The organism is Actinobacillus indolicus, assembly GCF_004519515.1.
GTDB classification, from domain to species: domain Bacteria; phylum Pseudomonadota; class Gammaproteobacteria; order Enterobacterales; family Pasteurellaceae; genus Glaesserella; species Glaesserella indolica_A.
Map to the genome: position 1 here is coordinate 1,483,829 of NZ_CP038145.1, position 22,633 is coordinate 1,506,461.

A 22,633-nucleotide genomic window follows, 5' to 3' on the forward strand; every position below is an offset into this window, starting at 1 on the left:
GGAGGTTAAGTCATGGCTACACATTCCCATTCCCCTTTGCCAATTTGGTCGGTGATCTTACCGCTTGCGGCTTGGGCAATTTATTTTGTTGGGATCAAAGATAATGTTTGGTTACAACTCGGGGGAGGAGCATTATTAATTGGTAGTGTACTTTCTGCGGTTCACCATGCAGAAGTAGTAGCACATAAAGTTGGAGAGCCGTTTGGTACTATTATTCTAGCGTTAGCTATTACGATTATTGAAGTGGCATTAATTGTGTCGCTGATGGTTGCTGGTGGCGAAAATGCGGTTTATTTAGCGAGAGATACGGTATTTGCGGCGATAATGTTAATTCTGACGGGGATTTTAGGCGGAAGCTTACTTATTGGTGGCATTAAGCATAAAGTCCAATTTTTCCATAAAAAGTCATTAAGTACGGCGTTAGTCACGCTAATGTCTATCTTAGTACTCACCATGATCTTGCCGAACTTTACTACAAGTTCTGAGGCGGGCACTTATACAGACTCACAGCTCATTTTTGTCGCAGTTGCTTCGCTTGTTTTGTATTTTTCTTTCATTATGATGCAAACAGTGCGTCATCGTGACTACTTCTTAGCCGATGATGATAACCCTAATCACCACGCAGAACCGCCATCAATGAAAGTTGCCTTGATTAGTTTACTTTTGCTGGTTATTTGTCTTGGAATTGTTGTGATGTTGGCGAAAGGGCTTTCTCCAGCGATTGAAGCCATGGTGGTTGCAGCCGGTGCGCCGTTATCTTTGGTTGGGGTAATTATTGCTGCAGTTGTCTTGATGCCTGAAGGATTAGCTGCCTTAACCGCCGCCAGCCGTAACCGATTACAAACCAGTGTGAATTTAGCGTTAGGTTCAGCGTTAGCCAGTATCGGTTTAACCATTCCTGCTGTAGTTATTGTCTGCTTACTGTATGACATTAACGTAGTACTCGGGTTAGATTGGAAATCTATGATATTACTTGCTTTAGCTGCGTTTACCGTTATGGTTTCACTCAATCATGGTAAATCGAATATGCTCTATGGCGTGGTATTATTGGTTAATTTAGCAGCTTATGTGTTTACAGTAATTGTGCCGTAATTCAGGATGGAAGGATATATTACTGCGTTCTTTTGTTCTATATACCTTAAAAAAGCTAATATCATCATAGATATTAGCTTTTTCTTATAGATTAGTTTGATGCTTTTGGTGGCTGTGGCCCTTTACCATGATCTGCAGGTTTTTCAAAACCTTTTGCTTTCATACAAGCATCAAACGCCGTACGATCTTCTTTATTTGTAACTGTTTTTTGACATTCTTGCATTGCAACTTCCATTTCTGGATTATGTGGTGGCTTTCCGTGTGGGTCTTTACCTTCATTTGAACAAGCAGCTAACGCTAGAATAATCGTTGAAATCGCGACTAATTTTTTCATAAATGTCTTTTCTATAAAATTGTAAAAAAGCGGGTAAATCTACCCGCTTGTTTTGTCTTTTATTGCACGAAAATACACGAAAAAGTTCAACTACACATCATAAGTCGTTGATGCCGTATTCCCTCCACGACCTGTCCAGTTGGTGTGGAAGAACTCACCACGAGGTTTGTCGGTACGCTCATAAGTGTGTGCACCGAAGTAGTCACGTTGTGCTTGCAGTAAGTTTGCCGGTAAACGATCTGAAGTGTAACCGTCTAAGAAGGTGATTGCACTTGCCATACAAGGCATCGGGATACCGACTTCGATAGACTTCGCCACCACTTTACGCCAGTCGCTTAATGCGTTCTCTAAAATGCCTTTAAAGTAGGCATCTGAACCTAAGAAAATTAAATCCGGGTTCGCTTCGTACGCATCACGAATGTTACCTAAGAAACGGCTGCGAATGATACAACCTTCACGCCATAATAATGCCGTTGCGCCATAGTTGATGTCCCAACCGAAGTTTTCAGACGCTTCACGAATCAGCATAAAGCCTTGCGCGTAAGAGATGATTTTTGATGCCAATAACGCTTTACGCACTGCTTCGATCCACACTTGTTTGTCTCCTTCCACTTTGCCGATAGTTTTGTTGAACAGCTTAGCCGCTGCCACACGTTGATCTTTAAATGAAGACACGCAACGAGCGAATACAGATTCCGTGATTAAGGTTAATGGAATACCGAAATCTAACGCGTTGATCCCTGTCCATTTACCGGTACCTTTTTGACCTGCGGTATCTAAGATTTTTTCCACTAACGGAGTGCCGTCTGTGTCTTTATACGCCAAAATATCGGTCGTAATATCAACAAGATAGCTGTCCAATTCGGTTTTTTTCCACTCTTTGAAAATGTTGTGCATTTCATCGTAGCTTAAACCTAAACCGTCTTTTAAGAATTGGTAGGCTTCACAAATTAACTGCATATCACCGTATTCGATACCGTTGTGTACCATTTTCACGAAATGACCTGCACCTTCTTTGCCCACCCAGTCACAGCAAGGTTCACCTTTGTCGGTTTTAGCTGAAATGGCTTGGAAGATCGGTTTCACATATTGCCACGCTTCCTCATTACCGCCCGGCATAATAGAAGGTCCGTGACGTGCCCCTTCTTCACCGCCCGATACGCCCGAACCGATAAAGCGAATGCCTTTTTCCGCTAACGCTTTCACACGGCGGTTAGTATCCGGGTAGTTTGAGTTACCACCGTCAATGATGATGTCGCCTTCTTCTAAGTGTGGTAATAATGCTTCGATAAATTGATCGACCACTTCACCGGCACGCACCATTAACATCACTTTGCGTGGTTTTTCTAATTTAGCGGCTAAATCTTCTAACGAATACGCCCCGATAATATTCGTGCCTTTCGCCGCCCCTGCTAAAAACTCGTCTACTTTTGACGTAGTACGGTTATACGCCACGACTTTAAAGCCGTTGTCGTTCATATTTAAAATAAGGTTCTGACCCATTACCGCTAAACCGATAACGCCGATATCGCCTTTTACTGACATTTTGTTCTCCTGTTGGTTTGAATTCTGCAAGCGGTTGGATTTACAAAATTTTTTGAAAATTTGTCCGCTTGTACTTATTAAGAAATTTATTGAATATTTTCAGGATCTGTAATATTCATTTTTATTAAATCTAACTCTTTTAAGAGTTTATCATTATGTCCAAGATCTTTTCTTATAGCTCTATAAAGCCTGTCGATTATTTTAAGAACTAAATAAGGATCTTCATTATTTGGTTTTATAGCTCTAAATTCTTTCCATACTAGCAGGACTTCTTCAGACGACCAAAGAATTAGGTTTTCACTGAGTTCTTGCATACTCTTTTGAAAAGATTCATCTAAAGGATCTATATCTATTTTTTTCTTTGCATTATTTTGAACAAGGTTAATTAAATCAAAAAACATCCTATATGTTTCTATTTTACTCGCTCTATGGCTTTCTCTAATATCTCTAGATTTTGATTGATATTGTGTATACATAATACCAACAAAACCAAAAGTAGCTGTTAGTAGTGGAATAAAGACCGAAGGATTATTTAATCCCCAGCTAAATACATAATAAAGAAATGTTAAGAGAATTAATAAAACAATAAGACCTAATATACTTTTCATAATTTAATAATTAGTTAATTCCCAAAGATAGCGCTTGTTTGTAACGAGCACCTTTATTTATTGTTATATCACTCGTCAAAGACGAGCGCCATCGTTATTTATTAAAAATTTTCGCTAGTTCATCTTTATCCAACACCACATCCCCATTTTCCAACACTAACGCCGGAATGCCGATGTAGCTGTTTTTCTTCGCTTCATCAAAAGCAGGGTGGGTATCACGCAGTTTTAAAAAGGCTTTGAAATTAGCACGATCACCTGCCATATCTAAAGCTTCAAATTCTACGCCTAAACGATTGAGTTCGGCGAAAAACGGTTCGGTATCCGGACACCAAGGGGCAAAGTAAACAATCGGTTTCATAACATCTCCTATTTTTCTAAAATAAAATCCACCGCCATTTCACTGTGCAATGTTGCGGTATCAAAAAACGGTAAGGTGGAATCACGTTGGTTAATCAATAAGCCGATTTCCGTACAACCTAAAATTACGCCTTCCGCACCAAGTGCGGTCAGATTTTCGATGGTTTTGAGATGATAGGCTTTTGATTCGGGTTTGATAATACCGACACAAAGTTCTTCAAAAATAATACGATGAATTTCTAATTTGGCATCATCGTCAGGCACAATTGGCTCAACACCACGTTCACGCAAGCCATCCACATAAAAATTATCCGCCATGGTATAGTGCGTACCAAGTAATGCGACTTTGCGTAAACCTTGTGCTTTAATTCGATCTGCCACCACATCAAGAATATGTAATAACGGCACCGAAACCGCATTTTGTACCGCACCGGCGACTTTGTGCATCGTATTCGCACCAATTAAAATCCCTTCTGCACCAATGCTTTCAAGCAATTGGGCTTCTTTTGCTAAAATTTCACCTGCTTTTTGCCAATTTGCTGATTTTTGGCACTGTACAATATCTTCAAAATTTACGCTCGACATCAGCAACTTAGCACTACTATTTCCACCTAATGCAACATTAACTGCTCGATTGATATTCAAATAATAAGAAACCGTACTTTCAGGGCTCATTCCGCCTAATATGCCGAGTGTTTTCATTTTAACTCCTATGCACCTAAACTTACTGCTAATGCTAGCATTGCAAGCAAGAGTTGCTTTATTCTTCGCACAAGTGGTCCGTTTTGCAAAATTTTTTGCAGATCTGACCGCTTGTAATCATTTAATTTTTCGTCCACGCACTAGGATGTTGCTCAAAACCGATATGCGGATAGTAATCGACCGCTTGGGGGGCAGCGAGCAAAATCAGTTTTACTTTTGGATGCAGTGCGTGTTGAGTCTGCTGAATAAGTGCCTGCCCGATACCTTGTTTTTGGTAATCGTCCCGAACCGCTAAGTCTGCCAAATAGCAGCAGTAACTAAAATCTGTCAGGGAGCGGGCAACACCAATCAACTCACCGTTATGCCAAGCGGAGATGATTAAATTAGCGTGCTTTAACATGGATTCTACACGCTCAGATTCATTAAGCGGACGACGTTCTCCCAACGTTGTTCGGTTTAATAATGTGCGATATTGCTCTACGGATAGAGGAACATTGATTTTATATTCAACCATGGCTTAACTCCTTGGCAATCTATCAACAAAAATTAAAGTAATGCCCCAGCTTCTTTATCCAAATACCACTCGGTCATGCCATTTCTTGCCTTAATTCTCGCAGCAGGATAAGGCAAATTTTCTGTTGCTGTGGTTTGGATCTCTTTGAGAATTTTCGCTTTGCTTGCGCCTGTTACCAAATAAGTAATGCGTTTTGCTTGTTCAATTAATTTAGCTGTTTTGGAAATACGGATTTGCCCTGTTTCAGGATGTTTGGCGATGACGGCTAAATTCGGATCGTTAAAATCCGTTTGGTGCGGGAAAAGGGAAGCGGTGTGTCCGTCGGTTCCCATGCCTAAAATGATCCAATCAAATTCACCGTTAGGGATACAAGCGGTCAGTTCTTGCGAAAATCTTGCAAGTTCTTGCTCCACAGGCTCTTCACCACGAATACGGTGGATATTTTCTGCAGGGAGCTCGATATGATCGAACAGTAGTTTTTGCACTTCGCCGTAATTACTTTCAGGATCTTGTGGCGGAACCATACGATCATCGCCCCACCAAAAATGTAAATTTTGCCATTGAATTTGGCTTTTATACGGCTCTTGAGCAAGGGTTTTAAACAGCAGTTTCGGTGTACTTCCGCCCGATAAGGAAATATGTACAGGGCGGTTTAATTGGCTATATAACACAAATTCTTGTGCGATTTTTTCCACTGCACTTTGTGCTGTTGGGAATGTGATGTAGTTCATAAAATTACACTTTCTTTTTCATTAATCCACTTGGTTTACGCCATACTTTGCCGTGTTTAGCAATCAGTTTATCGGCTTCAGAAGGCCCCCAAGTACCAGCTTCGTATTCATAGATACGACCACGTTCTGCTTTATAGTCCAAAATTGGTTGAACAAATTTCCAGCAAGCGTGCACTGCATCAGTACGAGCGAAGAGGGTTGCATCGCCTTTCATCGCATCTAATAACAGACGCTCATAAGCCGTTAATAAGCTTGGTGATGCAAGATCGGCATAGCGGAAATCCATTGATACTTCTTTCGCTTCAAAGCCTGCACCAGGTTTTTTCAAGCCGAAACGCATTGAAATACCTTCGTCGGGTTGGATACGAATAATCAATTTATTATCAGGGGCATTTTGACTAAAGACTGGGTGTGGGGTTGTTTTAAAGTGAATAACCACTTCTGTTACACGTGTAGGCAAACGCTTACCTGTACGGACATAGAACGGCACGCCAGCCCAACGCCAGTTGTCGATTTGGCAACGTACCGCCATATAGGTTTCTGTGGTCGAGTCTTCTGGTACACCTTTTTCTTGTAGGTAGCCTTTGACTTGTTCACCATCAATTTCACTTGCGGTGTATTGTCCAAGCACTAAGTTATTTTTAATGTCTTCATTTGAAAGCGGATGCAGGCAATGTAGCACTTTGGCGACTTCATCACGCATTGAATCGGCATTGATAATCGCAGGTGGCTCCATCGCAACCATCGCTAATACTTGCAACAAATGGTTTTGGAACATATCACGCATTGCGCCTGAACCATCATAATAGCCACCACGATCTTCTACACCAATAGATTCCGCCCCTGTGATTTCCACATAATCAATAAAATTACGGTTCCAGAGTGGTTCAAATAGACCGTTAGAAAAACGCAGAACGAGTAAATTCTGTACCGTTTCTTTACCTAAGTAATGGTCGATACGGTAGATCTGATGTTCTTCAAAATACTTATGAATTTGAATATCAAGGGCTTTTGCGGTTTCAATATCGTAGCCGAATGGCTTTTCTACAATAATCCGTTTCCAGCCAAATTCTTCTGTTGTTAAACCGTGTGCTGAAAGACATTCAGGGATAACGCCGTATAAACTGGGTGGCGTAGAAAGATAATATAGCGTATTACCGCCAGTACCGTATTTATCGTGCAGTTCATCTAAACGTGGCAATAATTTTGCATAATCCACCGCATCAGATGTGTTGATTGCTTGGTAGTAAAGGTGTTCGCAAAATTTTTCTAAGATCTCACCGCTTGCATTTTCAAGTTTGATTAAGGTGTCATGCATTTTTTGGCGGAAAGATTCATCATCTAATGCAGAACGAGCTACGCCTAATACAGAGAAGTTTTCTGATAATCTTCCAATTTTGTAGAGATGATAAAGTGCGGGAATTAATTTACGGTAAGTTAAGTCGCCAGAGGCACCAAAAATTACAATACAGTTATTATCTGCTTTCATTTGCTATCCTAAATAATAAAAAGTTGCGCTATTTTGCATTACTTTATTTAAAGTGAGAAATTAGTTTTATTTATTAAAGTGAAAGGTAGAACGCCAATCATGATGTTTGTTTCCGACCATAATAAAATGCGGATTAACAAAGGTTTCTCGCTGATTGTAGGTGAGAGGGTTAAAATCTAAATCAAATACCTCTCCGCCTGTTTCAGCTAATAAGATTTCTGCGGCCGCAGTATCCCATTCGCCTGTATCGCCTAAACGAATATAACAATCTGCTTTACCCTCAGCAACCAATCCTGCTTTTAAACTACTTGAGCCATATTGTAAGAGTTCTATTTGATAAGGTGGTCGTACCGCTTGATGTATTTTATCCCCGTTTGTATTGCCAATAGTCACTTGCAAGCGGTGAGATTTATCAAATATTTTGCAATTTTTGATTAATGGTTGAACATGGCTATTTTCTTTAAGAAAAGCGCCATGATTTTTCATCGCATAGTAAGTTTTTCCTAAAATAGGAGAATGAATAATGCCAAGTACGGGGGTATTTTGTTGAATTAATCCAATGACAACAGAAAATTGATCGGTTCGATCAATGAACTGTTGTGTACCATCAAGAGGATCAACGATCCAATATTCCTGCCAATGAGTACGTTCAGCAAGTGGAATTTTACAGCTTTCTTCAGAGAGTATAGGGATCTCTGGTGTTAATAATTTCAATTGTTCGGTAACAAATTGACTGATAAAGAGATCAGCTTCAGTCACAGGGGTTTTATCTGATTTGATCTGAACTTCTACTGATCTACTATAAAAGTGCGTCAAGTGTTCGCCTGCTTGGTAAGCAATATTCAATACTTTGTCTAATAATTGTTGATTGAGTGTTTGCATATAAACTCCCTTAGATAATTTCTGAATGATACCTCACAAATTCAGACTCGTAAAAATAATATTATTTTTTAGGTAAAAATAGGCGTAAAACGACCATAGAATAAATAATATTTGCTAATGCAAAGGTTAAGGCAAATAAGATCACGGCAAGGGATTGTTCCCATAGGGGGATAGGATCTTCAAGGCTGGTGTATTCATCAAAAGCCAACATTAGCGAAAATGAACAAAGGCTATAAATAAACATGATTATCCCTGAGAAAAAGGCAATTTGAATGATGTTACGTTGGTGATACTGTTGTTTGTAGCTGACTAATGCAAATAGAAAAACTGGAACGCTAAATAAGGCAAAAACAACCAACATTCCCCCTTGGCTAAATTCGCTAAAAAGGGGTAACAGGGCAGAGCCGAGTAACTGGGTAAGTAGTGGATAAATCCATAAAATGTGTAGGCTAGTTTTGTGCATGGAGATATTCTCTTAATAAAAATAAAGCAGATAAATTGCGTGCTTCGGCAAAATTAGGGTCGGCAAGCAGTTCGTCGATTTTGTTTAATGGATAATAGATGATTTCAAGTGGCTCTGGTTCATCACCTTCTAGCTGTGATGGGTAAAGATCTTGTGCCACAAAAACGTGCATTAAACCATACATATGGCTAGGTCCACTATATAATGAACGTAGTGGTTCGATGCTTCTTGCCCCAAATCCAATCTCTTCTTGTAACTCTCGATTTGCACTTTCTATCGGTTCTTCACCTGCATCAACAATACCTTTAGGAAAAGTTAATTCATAACGTTCAGGGCCAACAGCATATTCTTTGACAAGGACAAGGTGATTATTATGAATCGGTAATACCATAACAGATGAACGACGTTGTGGTGTTAAACGTTCATAGGTGCGTTCTTCGCCATTGGAAAAACGGAGATCCACCGATTGCACTTCAAAAATTCGGGTTTTGGCGATCACGGAGATAGATTTGATCTCTGGGAGTTGTTTTGACATAGTCTTTCTCATCAAAAATTGTTTGTTCGCATTGTAGACTGTTCATCTTTAACCAACAACCAAATAAATGCTCCAAAGTAATAAAGCATAGCGAATTCCCTTTCCAAACGTGATTAATAGCATGCTTTTCCATAAATTAAAACGTAACCAGCCTGCAATACCACAAAAGAGATCGCCAACAATAGGAAGCCAGCTAAATAATAGAATCCATATACCATATTTTTGACTCAATGTGAGTGCGAGTTTGACGCTTTTATGTTGCTGGTCGTGAAATTTAGGCTGAGGAAAAAATTGAGCGATAAAATAGGTTGTCATGCTACCGAGTGCATTGCCTAATGTCGCTACAATGAATAATCCATACACCGTATTTTTTTGTAATAGTGCTTGTGTTGCATAAGTAGTAAAAACCACTTCGGAGTTCCCGGGCAGTATCGTTGCACTTAAAAAACTACTCGCAAACATAATGAGGAGTTGATTTTCTTCACTTAGGAAAATTCCGAGTAAAGCAGTCAGATAATCGGTCATTTTGTAACTATTTTGTTAAATTTGTGTTCTAGTTAAGTTTATAAAAATCGTACTTTTTTTGAAAGATTGATGTGGATCAAGAAAGAATTCTACTTTATTTATTTTAAACGTAAAAATTATTTAATCATCAGTTTAACAGGTCTATAATTCTCAACAATTTCTATAATTTTTCAAATTTTCGTTTAAGGATAGTAATGTTTTCACCTGCTGAGATGGCAAAAATCGCCGAAGATGGCGCAGTTTATAAAGCAACCAAAAACCAATTTTATTCTTTCATTTCAGCAATTACTGCTGGCGCTTATATTTCTATTGCCTTTGTCTTTTATGCTACCACACAAGTTGGCGCAGCAGATATGCCATGGGGTGTTGCTAAACTCATTGGTGGCCTCGTTTTCTCTTTAGGCATTATTATGTGTGTGGTATTTGGGGCAGAGCTTTTCACTTCAACGACCATGACGATTGTTGCCAAAGCAAGCAAGCGAATTACGTGGGCGCAGATGTTTAAAAATTGGCTGGTCGTTTATGGTGGCAACTTTGTCGGCGCAACCTTTATTGTGCTGTTAGTGTGGTTTAGCGGTGAAATTATGGCTGCAAATGGGCAGTGGGGCTTGACTATTTTAAAAACAGCCCAACATAAAATACACCATACTTGGATTGAAGCATTCAGCTTGGGGATTTTCTGTAATCTGATGGTCTGTATTGCGGTATGGATGGCGTATGCAGGTAAGAGCCTGACGGATAAAGCGTTCATTATGATTTTGCCGATCGCAATGTTTGTGGCATCTGGCTTCGAACACTGTGTGGCGAATATGTTTATGATCCCAATGGGCGTGTTAATCCACGGTTCTGCAAGCCCTGAATTTTGGACAGCGATAGGGGTTGATCCTAGTCAATTCGCTGATTTAACAATGGCAAATTTTGTGGTGAAAAATTTAATTCCAGCAACCTTAGGTAATATTGTTGGTGGTGCATTTTTCATCGGTATGGTGCAGTGGTTTTTGCATCTAAAGAAACATTAATTCAAAACTTGCAAGCGGTCAGTTTTCGCAGATTTTTTGCAAAATCGCACCGCTTGCGTTCCAATTTATTACATTAACTAACGAGGACTTAAAATGACTCAATTAACCGAAGCTCAAAAGAAAGCGTGGGAAGGTTTTGCACCGGGTGACTGGCAAACTGAAGTGAACGTGCGTGACTTTATCCAAAAAAACTATACGCCGTATGAAGGTGATGAATCTTTCCTTGCTGATGCAACTGAAGCGACAAGCACGCTTTGGGCAGATGTAATGGAAAAAATTAAAGTGGAAAACAAAACCCACGAACCGTATGACATTGATTGCGATACTCCATCAACCATCACTTCTCATGCACCAGGCTATATCAACAAAGATTTAGAGAAAATCGTAGGTCTTCAAACCGATGCGCCGTTAAAACGTGCGATTATGCCGTTTGGTGGTATCAATATGGTGAAAGGCTCTTGTAAAGTCTATCGCCGTGAATTAAACCCAATGGTTGAAAAAATCTTTACAGAATACCGTAAAACCCACAACCAAGGCGTATTTGATGTTTATACTCCGGACATTTTACGCTGCCGTAAATCAGGTGTAATTACGGGTCTTCCAGATGCGTATGGACGTGGTCGTATCATCGGTGACTATCGTCGTATGGCACTTTACGGTGCAGACTTCTTAATGAAGGATAAAGTTAAACAATTCAACTCTTTACAAGAAAAATTAGAGTCTGGTGAAGATATTCAAGCAACCATCCAACTACGTGAAGAAATTGCAGAACAACACCGTGCGTTAGGCAAAATGAAAGAGATGGCTGCATCTTACGGTTACGATATTTCTAACCCTGCAACCAATGCGCAAGAAGCAGTGCAATGGACTTATTTTGCATACTTAGCGGCAGTAAAATCACAAAACGGTGCGGCGATGTCTTTCGGTCGTACATCAACTTTCTTAGATGTATTTATCGAGCGTGACTTAAAACTTGGTCGTATCACAGAAACTGAAGCGCAAGAGTTAATGGATCACTTAGTAATGAAACTCCGTATGGTTCGTTTCTTACGTACACCAGAATACGATCAATTATTCTCAGGTGACCCAATGTGGGCAACAGAAACTTTCGCAGGTATGGGCTTAGACGGTCGTACATTAGTAACCAAAAACAGCTTCCGTTTATTACACACCCTTTACACAATGGGTCCATCACCAGAACCAAACTTAACAATCCTTTGGTCTGAAAGTTTACCAGACGGTTTCAAACGCTATGCAGCGAAAGTGTCTATCGAAACCTCATCTGTTCAGTACGAAAACGACGACTTAATGCGTCCAGACTTCCAAAACGATGACTATGCGATTGCATGCTGTGTAAGTCCGATGATCGTAGGTAAAATGATGCAGTTCTTCGGTGCACGTGCAAACTTAGCGAAAACCTTATTATACGCAATCAACGGCGGTGTGGATGAGAAATCAGGTGACCAAGTTGGACCGAAAACTGAGCCAATTATGTCTGAATACTTAGACTTCGACGACGTTATGACTCGCTTAGACGGTTTCATGGATTGGTTAGCGAAACAATACGTGACTGCATTAAACATCATTCACTTTATGCACGACAAATATGCTTATGAAGCAGCATTAATGGCGTTACATGATCGTGATGTATTCCGCACAATGGCGTGTGGTATCGCGGGTCTTTCTGTAGCAGCAGACTCACTTTCTGCAATCAAATATGCGAAAGTAAAACCAATCCGTGGCGACATTGAAATCAAAAATAAAGCTGGCGAAGTGGTTGGTGTAGCGAAGAATGTGGCGATTGACTTTGAAATCGAAGGTGAATATCCACAATTCGGTAACAATGATAACCGTGTAGATGACATTGCCGTTGATTTAGTTGAACGCTTTATGAAGAAAATTCAGAAGCTCAAAACATACCGTAATGCAACACCAACACAGTCTGTATTAACCATTACTTCAAACGTGGTTTACGGTAAGAAAACAGGTAACACCCCGGACGGTCGTCGTTCAGGCGCACCATTCGGACCAGGTGCAAACCCAATGCACGGACGTGACCAAAAAGGTGCGGTAGCATCATTGACTTCTGTGGCGAAATTACCATTTGCTTACGCGAAAGATGGTATCTCTTATACCTTCTCAATCGTACCAAATGCGTTAGGTAAAGATCTTGAATCTCAAAAACGTAACCTTGCAGGCTTAATGGACGGTTACTTCCACCACGAATCAACCATCGAAGGTGGTCAGCACTTAAACGTAAACGTAATGAACCGTGAAATGTTATTAGATGCGATGGAAAATCCAGAGAAGTATCCACAATTAACAATCCGTGTTTCAGGTTACGCAGTGCGTTTCAACTCTTTAACTAAAGAGCAACAAATGGATGTAATTACTCGTACTTTCACACAGTCGATGTAATCTACATTTGTAAAAAATTAAAGAAAAGATACCGCTTGTCGTAAGGCAAGCGGTATAATTTTTATTGGAGTTTACAAAGTATTTTATAAAGGAGTAATGATGTATCAAAACTTTTCTGCTGAGCTTGAATGGGCAACATTAAATATGCCAAGAACGCGTAGAGCAATTGAATCACTGCCAGATCTTTCACATGTCCGTTTAGCATGCAACATGCACTTAGATCTAAAGATGACACCAATTATAAAAGGGTTGCTTGATAAGGGAGCGAAAGTGTTCTTAACCACCTGTAATCCAACTACGGTTCAAGATGATGTAGTTGCTTATTTAGTTCAACAAGGCGCTGAGGCAAAAGCATGGCGTAATATGAGTCATGCAGATTGGCAGCAAAGTTTTGAAGACGCGATTGCGTGGGATCCGACTCATCTGTGTGAAATGGGCGCAGATTTAACCACAGTAATTCATCAGAAAAACCTCCAAACGAATGTCAAAGCAGGATTAGAAGCGACTGGCTCTGGTGTTAACCGCCTCAATGGTTTAAAACCACATTATCCAATTTTCAACTGGGATGATTTACCCGTAAAAGAAGGCCTGCATAATCGCCATATGGTTGGTTTAACTGCTTGGCATACCTTTTTCCAAACAACACATTTGACATTGCATGAGAAAAAAGTCGTTGTAATCGGCTATGGTTTAGTAGGGCAGGGTGTTGCACATTCTGCGAAAGCCTATGGTGGACAAGTGATCATTGCAGAACTTGATAAAGCTCGTGCATTACAAGCACAATATGATGGCTGGCAAGTCTTACCTTTATCAGAAGCGGTTAAAGATGCAGATGTGATTGCTACTGCGACAGGTGCTAAAAATGTAGTGTCTGCGGAGATGCTTAAACAGGCAAAATCAGGCTTGTTCATTTTAAATGTGGGTCACGTTGCCGAAGAAATTGATGTCGCTTTCTTAAAACAATATGCAATGACAGAACCTATGCCTTATATCAATGCTTATGATGTTGATGGAAAAACGATTTATCTTCTTGCGGATGGTTCAATGTTTAACTTAACCGCAGGGTACGGAGATAGTCTTAATGCCTTTGATGTGACATTAGCGGTGATGACGAGTGGTATTGGGCATATTGTAGGGGAAGGCGAAAAAGCAGAAAAAGAGGTTTATCTCTTACCTCAAGCGATATGGGGTAAAGTATTATAAAGATCACAAGCGGTATGATTTTGCTAAATATTTGCAATATAATATGGCGAGTTGACTGAATTAAATAAGGAAAATTATGTCTGTTTTAGCACGTTATCACTCTTATGAATCTTGTGGCACAGTAGATGGCCCTGGTATTCGTTTTATTTTGTTTTTACAGGGCTGTTTAATGCGTTGTAAATATTGTCACAACCGTGATACTTGGGATCTGGAAGGTGGAAAAGAGATTTCTGTCGAAGATCTTATGAAAGAAGTGGTGACCTATAAACACTTTATGCGTGCAACGGGTGGCGGAGTGACTGCATCTGGTGGAGAGGCTGTATTGCAGATGGAATTTGTACGCGACTGGTTTCGGGCGTGTAAAGCTGAAGGCATTGATACTTGTTTAGATACGAATGGCTTTGTCCGTCATTATTCAGAAGTTGTAGATGAAATGCTGGATGTGACCGATCTCGTGATGCTAGATCTTAAACAGCTAAATGAAGAAATCCATAAAGATCTAATAGGCGTTTCAAATAGACGAACTTTAGATTTTGCTCGATATTTACATAAACGTAATCAGAGAACGTGGATACGTTATGTTGTCGTGCCAGGACATACTGATGCGGATGAAGATATTCATTTACTTGGGCAGTTTATCCAAGGTATGGATAATATTGAAAAAGTCGAACTTCTGCCATATCACCGTTTAGGTGCTCATAAATGGAAAACCTTAGGGCTGGAATATGAATTGGAGGATGTAATGCCTCCGACGAAAGAGTCTTTAGAGCATATTAAAGGCATCATTGAAAGCTATGGACATACAGTAAAATACTAATGGTATATATCCCCCGACGATCGAGAGATCCTAGGGGGATTTTTATACTGTAAATATTTACAAAAAATGTTTAAATTTTAGTTGATTCTGTGTTTTTAACCAGTATAATAATCTCTGTATAAACAAACAGTTTATTGGAGAATATTATGGCACAACTTAGACAACTCACTCGCGAACGCTCATATCAACCTATGCCGTTATATCGTGATTCAAATACGCATCGTTCTATTCGATTAGATCTTAATGCGCTTTGTATTCGCAAACCAAAAGAGACATTTTTCGTCCATGTTAAAAACCCTAATTTAATTTCTTGGGGGATCGAACTAGATGATCTTTTGATCGTTGAAAGTAGCGATTCATTTGATATCAACGATCTACTTGTCGTTGAAAAACAAGGAGAATATAAGTTTTATCAATTTTTCAATGAAATTGGTAATGAAAAGATTCTATTTTCTTTAGATGTGAGTGAACCAAATTTGCGTATTCGTCATTGGGAAGAAGTGAATGTGGCAGGGGTGATTACCAACGTGGTACACCAAATGAAAAGCCGCACATCTCAACGAAAATATGCGGCTTAACGAATTGGTTACTAAAGTACTCGACGAGACTGAGTATAGTTTCGAGACCAATAATTTTCAGAAAGTGAGCTTGTTGTTACACCACGGCTCGAACTTGCATGAACAAATTTTCCACCGCCAATATAAACACCTACGTGGTGATTTTTACGGAAAAAGACTAAATCGCCTGGGCGTAAATCGGATTTTGAAATAGAACGTCCAACGCTTTTTTGTTCAGCGGTTGATCGTGGGAGATGTAAATTAAATGCAGAACTCATGGTTTTTTTAACAAATGCAGAGCAATCAATACCTGCTTTAGTTGTGCCACCTAAACGGTAACGTGTACCCGCCCAATTACGGTATACGCTTAATACTTTTTGGCTTGCGTCAGTGGACTTATTGCTACTAAATTTTTCTATTTCTGTTTGTGTCGCTGCTCTTGCTTTAATCAATTGTGTCGGTGTGGCTGCTTGAGAACTCAAACTTGCGTAAGAAGTAGAAGAAAAACCTACCGCTGTTAGGATAAGCGTAGAAAGTAGAAAGGATTTTGTTAAAGAAAAAAATGATTTTTGCATAATAATTTGTCTCGCCAGAACTAAAAAAGCGAATTACCTCGATAAAACAAAGATAAATGTTAATAAAATTAAAGGCTCCTTTTGCTCGGAGCCTTTTCCCTAATTCAGACCAAGTATAACTAGATTTGTTCCAAAGATCGTAGAAATTTTATCTCTTCAGCCCAAATTTCTGGTTCGATTGTTTCTAAAATGAGCGGAATGTTGTCAAAATGAGCACTATTCATAATAAATTTGAAGACTTCCGTACCAATAGTGCCTTCTCTTAATGTGTGATGTCTATCAACTCGACTCCCCAATGCTGTTTTTGAACCGTTAATATGCATTCCTTTAAGATAAGGAAATCCAACAATACGGTCAAATTCAGAAAATGTGTTTTCACTAGTTTCTAAAGAACTAATATCATAGCCAGCTGAGAATAAATGGCAGGTATCTAAGCAGACGCCAACTCGGCTTTTATCTTCGACTTGTTCGATAATTTCCGCCAGATGTTCAAAACGCCAACCTAAATTTGAACCTTGCCCCGCAGTATTTTCAATGACAGCAATCACATTAGGAACAGCAACATGAGCGATATTAATTGACTCTGCGATACGCGCTAAACATTCCTTTTCTGTGATCTGATTCAAATGACTACCAGGGTGAAAATTAAGAAGCTTTAATCCTAGCTGATCACAACGTTGCATTTCATCAATAAAGGCTTCTCTAGACTTTGTCAAGTTTTCTGCATCGGGATTTCCCAAATTGATTAAATAACTATCATGGGGAAGAATATGATCTGCGGAAAAGTGATGCACTTTACAAAAACGTTTAAATTTTTCAATGGTATCTGCTTTTAATGGCGGTGCTTTCCATTGGCGCTGATTTTTTGTAAAAAGGGCAAACGCATTTGCACCAATTTCTACGGAACGCAGTACCGCATTTTCTACGCCACCAGATGCACTGACATGAGCTCCAATATATTTCATCTTATCTTCTCCTAGTAGATGGTGTAACATACACCTTTATTTCTTTTTATTGTTTGTTATGAGTAATACAAATATTAACGACTTTTCACTGTTTTGCCGATTATTCGGTAACCTTTTTTATCGTGAACCGACAGATCCTATCCTAACGGGTACATTTGCTTGGTTACAGCAAGATAACTTGCGTCAGTATTGGGCTCTTGCAACAGATGTTCAAAGTGAGCAGGCTCTAACTGTCATCGCTCAAGGTGCTAACCCTACGGAACAAGCGGGTAGTTATCAAGCTCTTTTTGCAAAAGAGGGGGCTATTGATACAAGAATTTCTGCCTATGGATTAGATTTAGCAGAATTCATTCTATTCCGTCAGCAACGGGGAATGCCAGAATTAGAAAATCCCGATCATGTTGGATTGCTATTACTGACAGCCTCTTGGATTGAAGATAATCTGGATTCTCTCGCAGCACAGCAACACTTTTTTGAACAATTTTTACTTCCTTGTTTAAGTAAATTTTTAGGTAAAGTAGAAGCTTTTGATACAGGCTTTTATAAAGCACTCGCTCAGCTTACTCGAGATGTATTAGCAGCAATGGCAGACGAGTTAGAAGAAAGTGAAACAAAAATATAAGGGAAAATAGAGATAGGGCCCTACTTATAAATAGCATAAGTAGGGTTTTTTATTGCTCTATGCTTATCAAAACGGCAAAAGAGTAAATCTTTCTTATTTGAATAAAAAAAGTATTGCCTTTAATAAATTTTTTTAATATGTTTGCACAACTTACCGATTTATAAAAATAATTAGGATGTGATTGCAATGACAAAACTTTATGACGGCTCATTTGAGCGTGAAAACTGTGGGTTTGGCTTGATTGCCAATATAGATGGCGTGCAGAGCCACAAAGTGGTTCGTAATGGTATTTTAGGTTTATCTCGTATGCAGCACCGCGGGGCGATTTTGGCAGATGGCAAAACGGGGGATGGTTGCGGTCTTTCTTTGCAAATGCCAGAGAGCTTTTTTCGTGCGATTGCAGCGGAAAGTGGTTTTACCTTGGCAAAAATTTTCGGTGTCGGGCAGATTTTTTTACCGCGAGATGAAGCTCTGGCAAAAGCCTATATTGAAATTATCAATGAAGAATTAACTCAAGAAACCTTAGGTATTCCTGCGTGGCGTGATGTGCCGACCAATCCGTCTGTATTGGGATCCATTGCGTTGGCGGATATGCCAAGCATAAAACAGGTATTTATTAATGCACCAAGCGGCTGGCGTGTACAGGATTTGCAACGCCGTTTGTTTGTGGCTCGTCGTCGTATTGAGAAACGTATTGATCACCCTGATTTCTACATTTGTAGTTTTTCCAATCAAACCATTGTCTATAAAGGCTTATGTATGCCGAAAGATTTGCCGAAATTCTATTTGGATTTGGCGGATCTGCGTATGCAGACGGCAATTTGTTTATTCCACCAACGCTTTTCAACCAATACGCAACCGCGTTGGAAGTTGGCACAGCCGTTCCGTTATTTAGCTCATAACGGTGAGATCAATACAATTTCGGGCAACCGGGCATGGGCGAGAGCGCGTGCTTACAAATACCGCACACCGTTAATTCCTGACCTACAAACCGCGGCACCGTTTGTTAATGAAACGGGCTCGGATTCTAGCTCGTTGGATAATATGTTAGAGCTGTTCGTCAGCGGTGGTATGGACTTGTTCCGTGCAATGCGTTTGCTTGTACCGCCGGCGTGGCAACAAAACCCGGATATGAGTGACGATTTGCGTGCATTTTATGATTTCAACTCTATGCATATGGAGCCATGGGATGGCCCTGCGGGAATTGTTTTAACCGATGGTCGTTATGCCGCTTGTAACCTTGACCGTAATGGTTTACGCCCTGCGCGTTATGTGATTACGCAAGACCGTTTGATTACGATTGCCTCCGAAGTCGGTATTTGGAATTACGCTCCCGATGAAGTCGTGGAAAAAGGACGTGTCGGTCCGGGGCAATTATTGGTGATTGATACCAAAAAAGGCAAATTATTGCATTCTGATGAAATTGACAATGAAGTCCGTGCAAGACACCCTTACCGTGAGTGGTTAAACAAGCATGTTCAACGTTTAATTCCGTTTGAGCAACTGCCTGAAAACGAAGTGGGTGAAGCGTCACTGGATGAGTTACAACTCAAAGTGTATCAAAAGCAGTTCCTTTATGATAAGGAAGAGCTGGAAAATGTGATTCGTGTGTTGGGTGAAAGCGGACAGGAAGCGGTCGGTTCAATGGGTGATGATACGCCTTTTGCGGTGTTGAGCGAACGCCCTCGTGTGCTGTTTGATTATTTCCGTCAATACTTTGCTCAAGTCACGAACCCACCGATTGACCCATTGCGTGAAGCCCATGTGATGAGCCTTGCCACCAGTATCGGCCGTGAAATGAGCGTGTTCTTTGAAGCAGAAGGCATGTCGCATCGAGTGAATTTCAAATCGCCGATTTTGGTGTATTCCGATATGCAACAGATTTTGCGTTTGCCAGAAGAGCATTATAAACATACTGTATTGGATGCGACCTTTAACCCTGATGAACTGAATTTAAAACAGGCGATAGAGCAGTTATGCGAACAGGCAAAACAAGCTGTGCGTGACAAAACCGTGTTGTTGATTGTGTCTGACCGTAATATCACGGCTGAACGCCAACCGATTCCAAGTGCCTTAGCGGTGGGGGCGTTGCAAACCTGTTTGGTAGAAGCGAACCTGCGTTGTGATACCAACATTTTGGTGGAAACCGCAGAAGCGCGCAATCCACATCATTTTGCGGTGTTAATCGGTTTAGGGGCAACAGCAGTTTATCCCTATCTTGCCTATGAAACCATTGCTGATTTGGTACAAAAAGGTGCGATTAGCAAACCACTGCGTGTGGCGATTGCTAATTTCCGCAACGGAATCAACAAAGGCTTATACAAAATTATGTCGAAAATGGGCATTTCTTGTGTGTCGTCCTACCGTTGTGCCAGATTGTTTGAAGTGGTCGGCTTAAATAGTGATGTGACCAACCTTTGCTTCCCAGGTATCACCAGCCGTATCGAAGGGGCAAGTTTTGCAGATTTAGAGCAACAACAGACCGCTTGTCGTAAAAAAGCATGGAGAAATAGTCAGGATATTGATATGGGCGGTTATCTTAAATATAAACCGCAAGGCGAATACCATGCCTATAATCCTGATGTAGTAAATACCTTACAGGCGGCAGTAAATACAGGCGATTACGAAAAATATAAAGCTTTCCGTGATGTGGTAAATAGCCGTCCGATTACCACTATCCGTGATATGTTACGTTTAAAAACTGAAGCGGGTAAAGCGATTGAGCTTCATCGTGTTGAACCGGCGGAAAACTTATACAAACGCTTTGACAGTGCGGCAATGTCTATCGGTGCATTAAGCCCCGAAGCCCACGAAGCCTTAGCTGTGGCAATGAACCGCTTGGGGGGCTATTCCAACTCAGGTGAAGGCGGTGAAGATCCGAAACGTTATGGCACAGAAAAAGTGTCGAAAATCAAACAAGTGGCATCGGGTCGTTTTGGTGTTACCCCTGCTTACTTAATGAGTGCCGAAGTTATTCAAATCAAAGTGGCACAAGGGGCAAAACCAGGGGAAGGCGGTCAGTTACCAGGGGATAAAGTCACCCCATATATCGCCCAACTTCGCTATGCGGTTCCGGGTTCAACCTTGATTTCACCACCGCCACACCACGATATTTACTCGATTGAAGACTTGGCACAGTTGATTTTCGACTTAAAACAGATCAACCCGAAAGCCTTAATCTCAGTCAAACTCGTTTCCTTACCGGGTGTTGGTACGATTGCGACAGGTGTGGCAAAAGCCTATGCGGATTTAATCACCATTGCAGGCTATGATGGCGGTACGGGTGCAAGCCCATTAACCAGTGTGAAATACTGCGGTTCACCGTGGGAACTTGGCTTGGCAGAAGCTCAACAAGCCTTGGTGGAAAACAATCTACGTCATAAAGTTCGTTTACAAGTCGATGGCGGTTTAAAAACAGGTTTAGACATTGTGAAAGCGGCGATTTTAGGGGCAGAAAGTTTCGGTTTTGGTACAGCGCCAATGGTCGCATTAGGCTGTCGCTACCTACGTATCTGCCACTTAAATAACTGTGCAACAGGCGTGGCAACACAAGACGATACTTTGCGTAATAAGCATTACCACGGCTTACCTGAAAAAGCGATGAACTACTTTAAATTTATCGCCCAAGATGTGCGTGAAATTTTGGCAGAACTCGGTGTAGAGAAATTAACCGACTTAATCGGTCGCACCGACTTATTAGAAATCATCAATGGCAAAACCGCAAAACAACAAGGTTTAGCCTTGGATAAATTGCTCTATTCGCCAAAAGTGCCAGACGGTAGTAGCCGTTTCTGCACCCAAGCCAACCCTGCTTTTGACCAAGGTTTGTTGAATAAAGCGATTGTGGCACAAGCGCAAAATGCTTTTGAAAGCGGTTTGTCTGCCGACTTGGATTTCGACATCAGCAACTTAGACCGCTCTGTGGGGGCAACCCTTTCAGGCTTGGTGGCACAACGCTACGGCAACCGTGGCAATCCGTTGCAAACCTTCAACATCAACCTAAACGGCACCGCAGGACAAAGTTTTGGTGTTTGGTTAGCGGGTGGCGTGAACCTAAACTTAACCGGTGATGCTAACGACTATGTGGGTAAAGGTATGGCAGGCGGCCGCATTGTGATTAAACCACACAATGGCGTTGCCTTTAAAGCTGAGGATGCCACTATTGCAGGCAACACTTGCCTTTACGGTGCAACAGGGGGCGAACTCTTTGCATCAGGTCGTGCAGGTGAACGCTTTGCGGTGCGTAACTCAGGGGCGTTAGCGGTAGTTGAAGGTATCGGTGATAACGGCTGTGAATATATGACCGGCGGTGTCGTCACTATTTTAGGTAAAACAGGTATCAACTTCGGTGCAGGTATGACGGGCGGCTTTGCCTATGTTTATGATGTAGACGGGAAATTTGCCAACCGTATCAACCCTGAATTAGTTGAGGGCTTAAGTATCAATGAGTTACCGACTCACCAAGAGCATCTGCGTGGTTTACTTTCCCGCCACGTTGAATTAACCCGCAGTGCGATTGGCGAACGTATCCTCGCCAACTGGGATGATTATGTCGGACGTTTTGTGTTAGTCAAACCGAAAGCGAATGACATTAACGCCCTGTTAGGACACAAACGCCGTACTGTGAATGAGTTGGGTGCTGTGGTGCAGTAATATAAAAGTGATTACCAAAAGGATAAT

22 protein-coding genes are annotated in these 22,633 nt (G+C 40.8%); 8 read left to right on the top strand and 14 right to left on the bottom strand.

Going from position 1 to position 22,633, the window contains the following annotated elements:
- Nucleotides 1–12: 12 nt before the first annotated feature.
- Entirely contained in the window at nucleotides 13–1,092 is a 1,080-nt protein-coding gene (locus EXH44_RS07365; protein WP_162856900.1) for a calcium:cation antiporter, read from the top strand.
- Nucleotides 1,093–1,183: 91 nt separating this feature from the next.
- On the opposite strand, the gene EXH44_RS07370 is transcribed toward EXH44_RS07365, so the two are convergent.
- The 12 genes from EXH44_RS07370 to EXH44_RS07425 all read right to left on the bottom strand — a co-directional run bounded on the left by EXH44_RS07370 (nucleotide 1,184) and on the right by EXH44_RS07425 (nucleotide 9,777).
- A complete protein-coding gene (locus EXH44_RS07370; RefSeq protein WP_162856901.1) occupies nucleotides 1,184–1,426 on the bottom strand; it encodes a hypothetical protein in 243 nt (80 codons plus the stop codon).
- Between the two features lie 90 nt (nucleotides 1,427–1,516).
- Nucleotides 1,517–2,971 carry a decarboxylating NADP(+)-dependent phosphogluconate dehydrogenase gene (gene gnd, locus EXH44_RS07375; protein ID WP_162856902.1) on the bottom strand — a complete coding sequence of 485 codons (1,455 nt, stop codon included), beginning with the start codon at nucleotides 2,969–2,971 and terminating at the stop codon, nucleotides 1,517–1,519.
- 86 nt (nucleotides 2,972–3,057) lie between these two features.
- Entirely contained in the window at nucleotides 3,058–3,579 is a 522-nt protein-coding gene (locus EXH44_RS07380; RefSeq protein ID WP_162856903.1) for a hypothetical protein, read from the bottom strand.
- A gap of 94 nt (nucleotides 3,580–3,673) precedes the next feature.
- Nucleotides 3,674–3,937, bottom strand: a complete 264-nt coding sequence (locus EXH44_RS07385; protein ID WP_108922470.1) for a hypothetical protein — start codon at nucleotides 3,935–3,937, stop codon at nucleotides 3,674–3,676.
- Between the two features lie 8 nt (nucleotides 3,938–3,945).
- On the bottom strand, nucleotides 3,946–4,638 hold the full coding sequence (locus EXH44_RS07390) for an aspartate/glutamate racemase family protein (protein ID WP_162856904.1): 693 nt from the start codon (nucleotides 4,636–4,638) through the stop codon (nucleotides 3,946–3,948).
- A gap of 121 nt (nucleotides 4,639–4,759) precedes the next feature.
- Nucleotides 4,760–5,152 (bottom strand): GNAT family N-acetyltransferase, encoded by a 393-nt coding sequence (locus EXH44_RS07395; protein WP_162856905.1) that lies wholly within the window; start codon nucleotides 5,150–5,152, stop codon nucleotides 4,760–4,762.
- A 32-nt stretch (nucleotides 5,153–5,184) separates the two neighbouring features.
- Complete coding sequence (gene pgl / locus EXH44_RS07400) at nucleotides 5,185–5,883, bottom strand: 6-phosphogluconolactonase (RefSeq protein WP_162856906.1); 699 nt, start codon at nucleotides 5,881–5,883, stop codon at nucleotides 5,185–5,187.
- 4 nt (nucleotides 5,884–5,887) lie between these two features.
- Nucleotides 5,888–7,372 carry a glucose-6-phosphate dehydrogenase gene (gene zwf / locus EXH44_RS07405; protein WP_162856907.1) on the bottom strand — a complete coding sequence of 495 codons (1,485 nt, stop codon included), beginning with the start codon at nucleotides 7,370–7,372 and terminating at the stop codon, nucleotides 5,888–5,890.
- A 66-nt stretch (nucleotides 7,373–7,438) separates the two neighbouring features.
- The gene (cysQ, locus tag EXH44_RS07410; protein ID WP_162856908.1) at nucleotides 7,439–8,254 is read right to left on the bottom strand and encodes a 3'(2'),5'-bisphosphate nucleotidase CysQ; all 816 of its coding nucleotides are present in this window, start codon (nucleotides 8,252–8,254) and stop codon (nucleotides 7,439–7,441) included.
- A gap of 61 nt (nucleotides 8,255–8,315) precedes the next feature.
- Nucleotides 8,316–8,717: a hypothetical protein gene (locus tag EXH44_RS07415; protein ID WP_162856909.1), complete on the bottom strand. Its 402-nt coding sequence runs from the start codon at nucleotides 8,715–8,717 to the stop codon at nucleotides 8,316–8,318.
- Nucleotides 8,704–9,252 (bottom strand): ADP compounds hydrolase NudE, encoded by a 549-nt coding sequence (gene nudE / locus EXH44_RS07420; RefSeq protein ID WP_162856910.1) that lies wholly within the window; start codon nucleotides 9,250–9,252, stop codon nucleotides 8,704–8,706. The genes EXH44_RS07415 and nudE overlap by 14 nt, the downstream gene beginning before the upstream one ends.
- A gap of 48 nt (nucleotides 9,253–9,300) precedes the next feature.
- Entirely contained in the window at nucleotides 9,301–9,777 is a 477-nt protein-coding gene (locus EXH44_RS07425) for a YqaA family protein (RefSeq protein ID WP_162856911.1), read from the bottom strand.
- 194 nt (nucleotides 9,778–9,971) lie between these two features.
- On the opposite strand from EXH44_RS07425, the gene focA reads away from it, so the two are divergent.
- From focA to EXH44_RS07450, 5 genes are all read left to right on the top strand, one after another.
- Nucleotides 9,972–10,796 (top strand): formate transporter FocA, encoded by an 825-nt coding sequence (gene focA / locus EXH44_RS07430; protein WP_162856912.1) that lies wholly within the window; start codon nucleotides 9,972–9,974, stop codon nucleotides 10,794–10,796.
- 93 nt (nucleotides 10,797–10,889) lie between these two features.
- Nucleotides 10,890–13,214, top strand: coding sequence for a formate C-acetyltransferase (gene pflB, locus EXH44_RS07435; RefSeq protein ID WP_162856913.1), 2,325 nt, complete (start codon nucleotides 10,890–10,892; stop codon nucleotides 13,212–13,214).
- A 99-nt stretch (nucleotides 13,215–13,313) separates the two neighbouring features.
- Nucleotides 13,314–14,417 (top strand): adenosylhomocysteinase, encoded by a 1,104-nt coding sequence (locus tag EXH44_RS07440; RefSeq protein ID WP_162856914.1) that lies wholly within the window; start codon nucleotides 13,314–13,316, stop codon nucleotides 14,415–14,417.
- A 76-nt stretch (nucleotides 14,418–14,493) separates the two neighbouring features.
- Complete coding sequence (pflA, locus tag EXH44_RS07445) at nucleotides 14,494–15,234, top strand: pyruvate formate lyase 1-activating protein (protein ID WP_162856915.1); 741 nt, start codon at nucleotides 14,494–14,496, stop codon at nucleotides 15,232–15,234.
- Nucleotides 15,235–15,380: 146 nt separating this feature from the next.
- A complete protein-coding gene (locus EXH44_RS07450) occupies nucleotides 15,381–15,812 on the top strand; it encodes a LexA family protein (RefSeq protein ID WP_162856916.1) in 432 nt (143 codons plus the stop codon).
- 11 nt (nucleotides 15,813–15,823) lie between these two features.
- On the opposite strand, the gene EXH44_RS07455 is transcribed toward EXH44_RS07450, so the two are convergent.
- Nucleotides 15,824–16,366: an NlpC/P60 family protein gene (locus EXH44_RS07455; RefSeq protein ID WP_162856917.1), complete on the bottom strand. Its 543-nt coding sequence runs from the start codon at nucleotides 16,364–16,366 to the stop codon at nucleotides 15,824–15,826.
- Between the two features lie 119 nt (nucleotides 16,367–16,485).
- Nucleotides 16,486–17,331, bottom strand: a complete 846-nt coding sequence (gene nfo, locus EXH44_RS07460) for a deoxyribonuclease IV (RefSeq protein ID WP_162856918.1) — start codon at nucleotides 17,329–17,331, stop codon at nucleotides 16,486–16,488.
- A 58-nt stretch (nucleotides 17,332–17,389) separates the two neighbouring features.
- Here nfo and EXH44_RS07465 point away from each other — a divergent pair, with 58 nt between their 5' ends.
- Entirely contained in the window at nucleotides 17,390–17,953 is a 564-nt protein-coding gene (locus EXH44_RS07465; RefSeq protein ID WP_162856919.1) for a TorD/DmsD family molecular chaperone, read from the top strand.
- Between the two features lie 186 nt (nucleotides 17,954–18,139).
- Nucleotides 18,140–22,606 carry a glutamate synthase large subunit gene (gene gltB / locus EXH44_RS07470; RefSeq protein WP_162856920.1) on the top strand — a complete coding sequence of 1,489 codons (4,467 nt, stop codon included), beginning with the start codon at nucleotides 18,140–18,142 and terminating at the stop codon, nucleotides 22,604–22,606.
- Nucleotides 22,607–22,633: the final 27 nt, after the last annotated feature.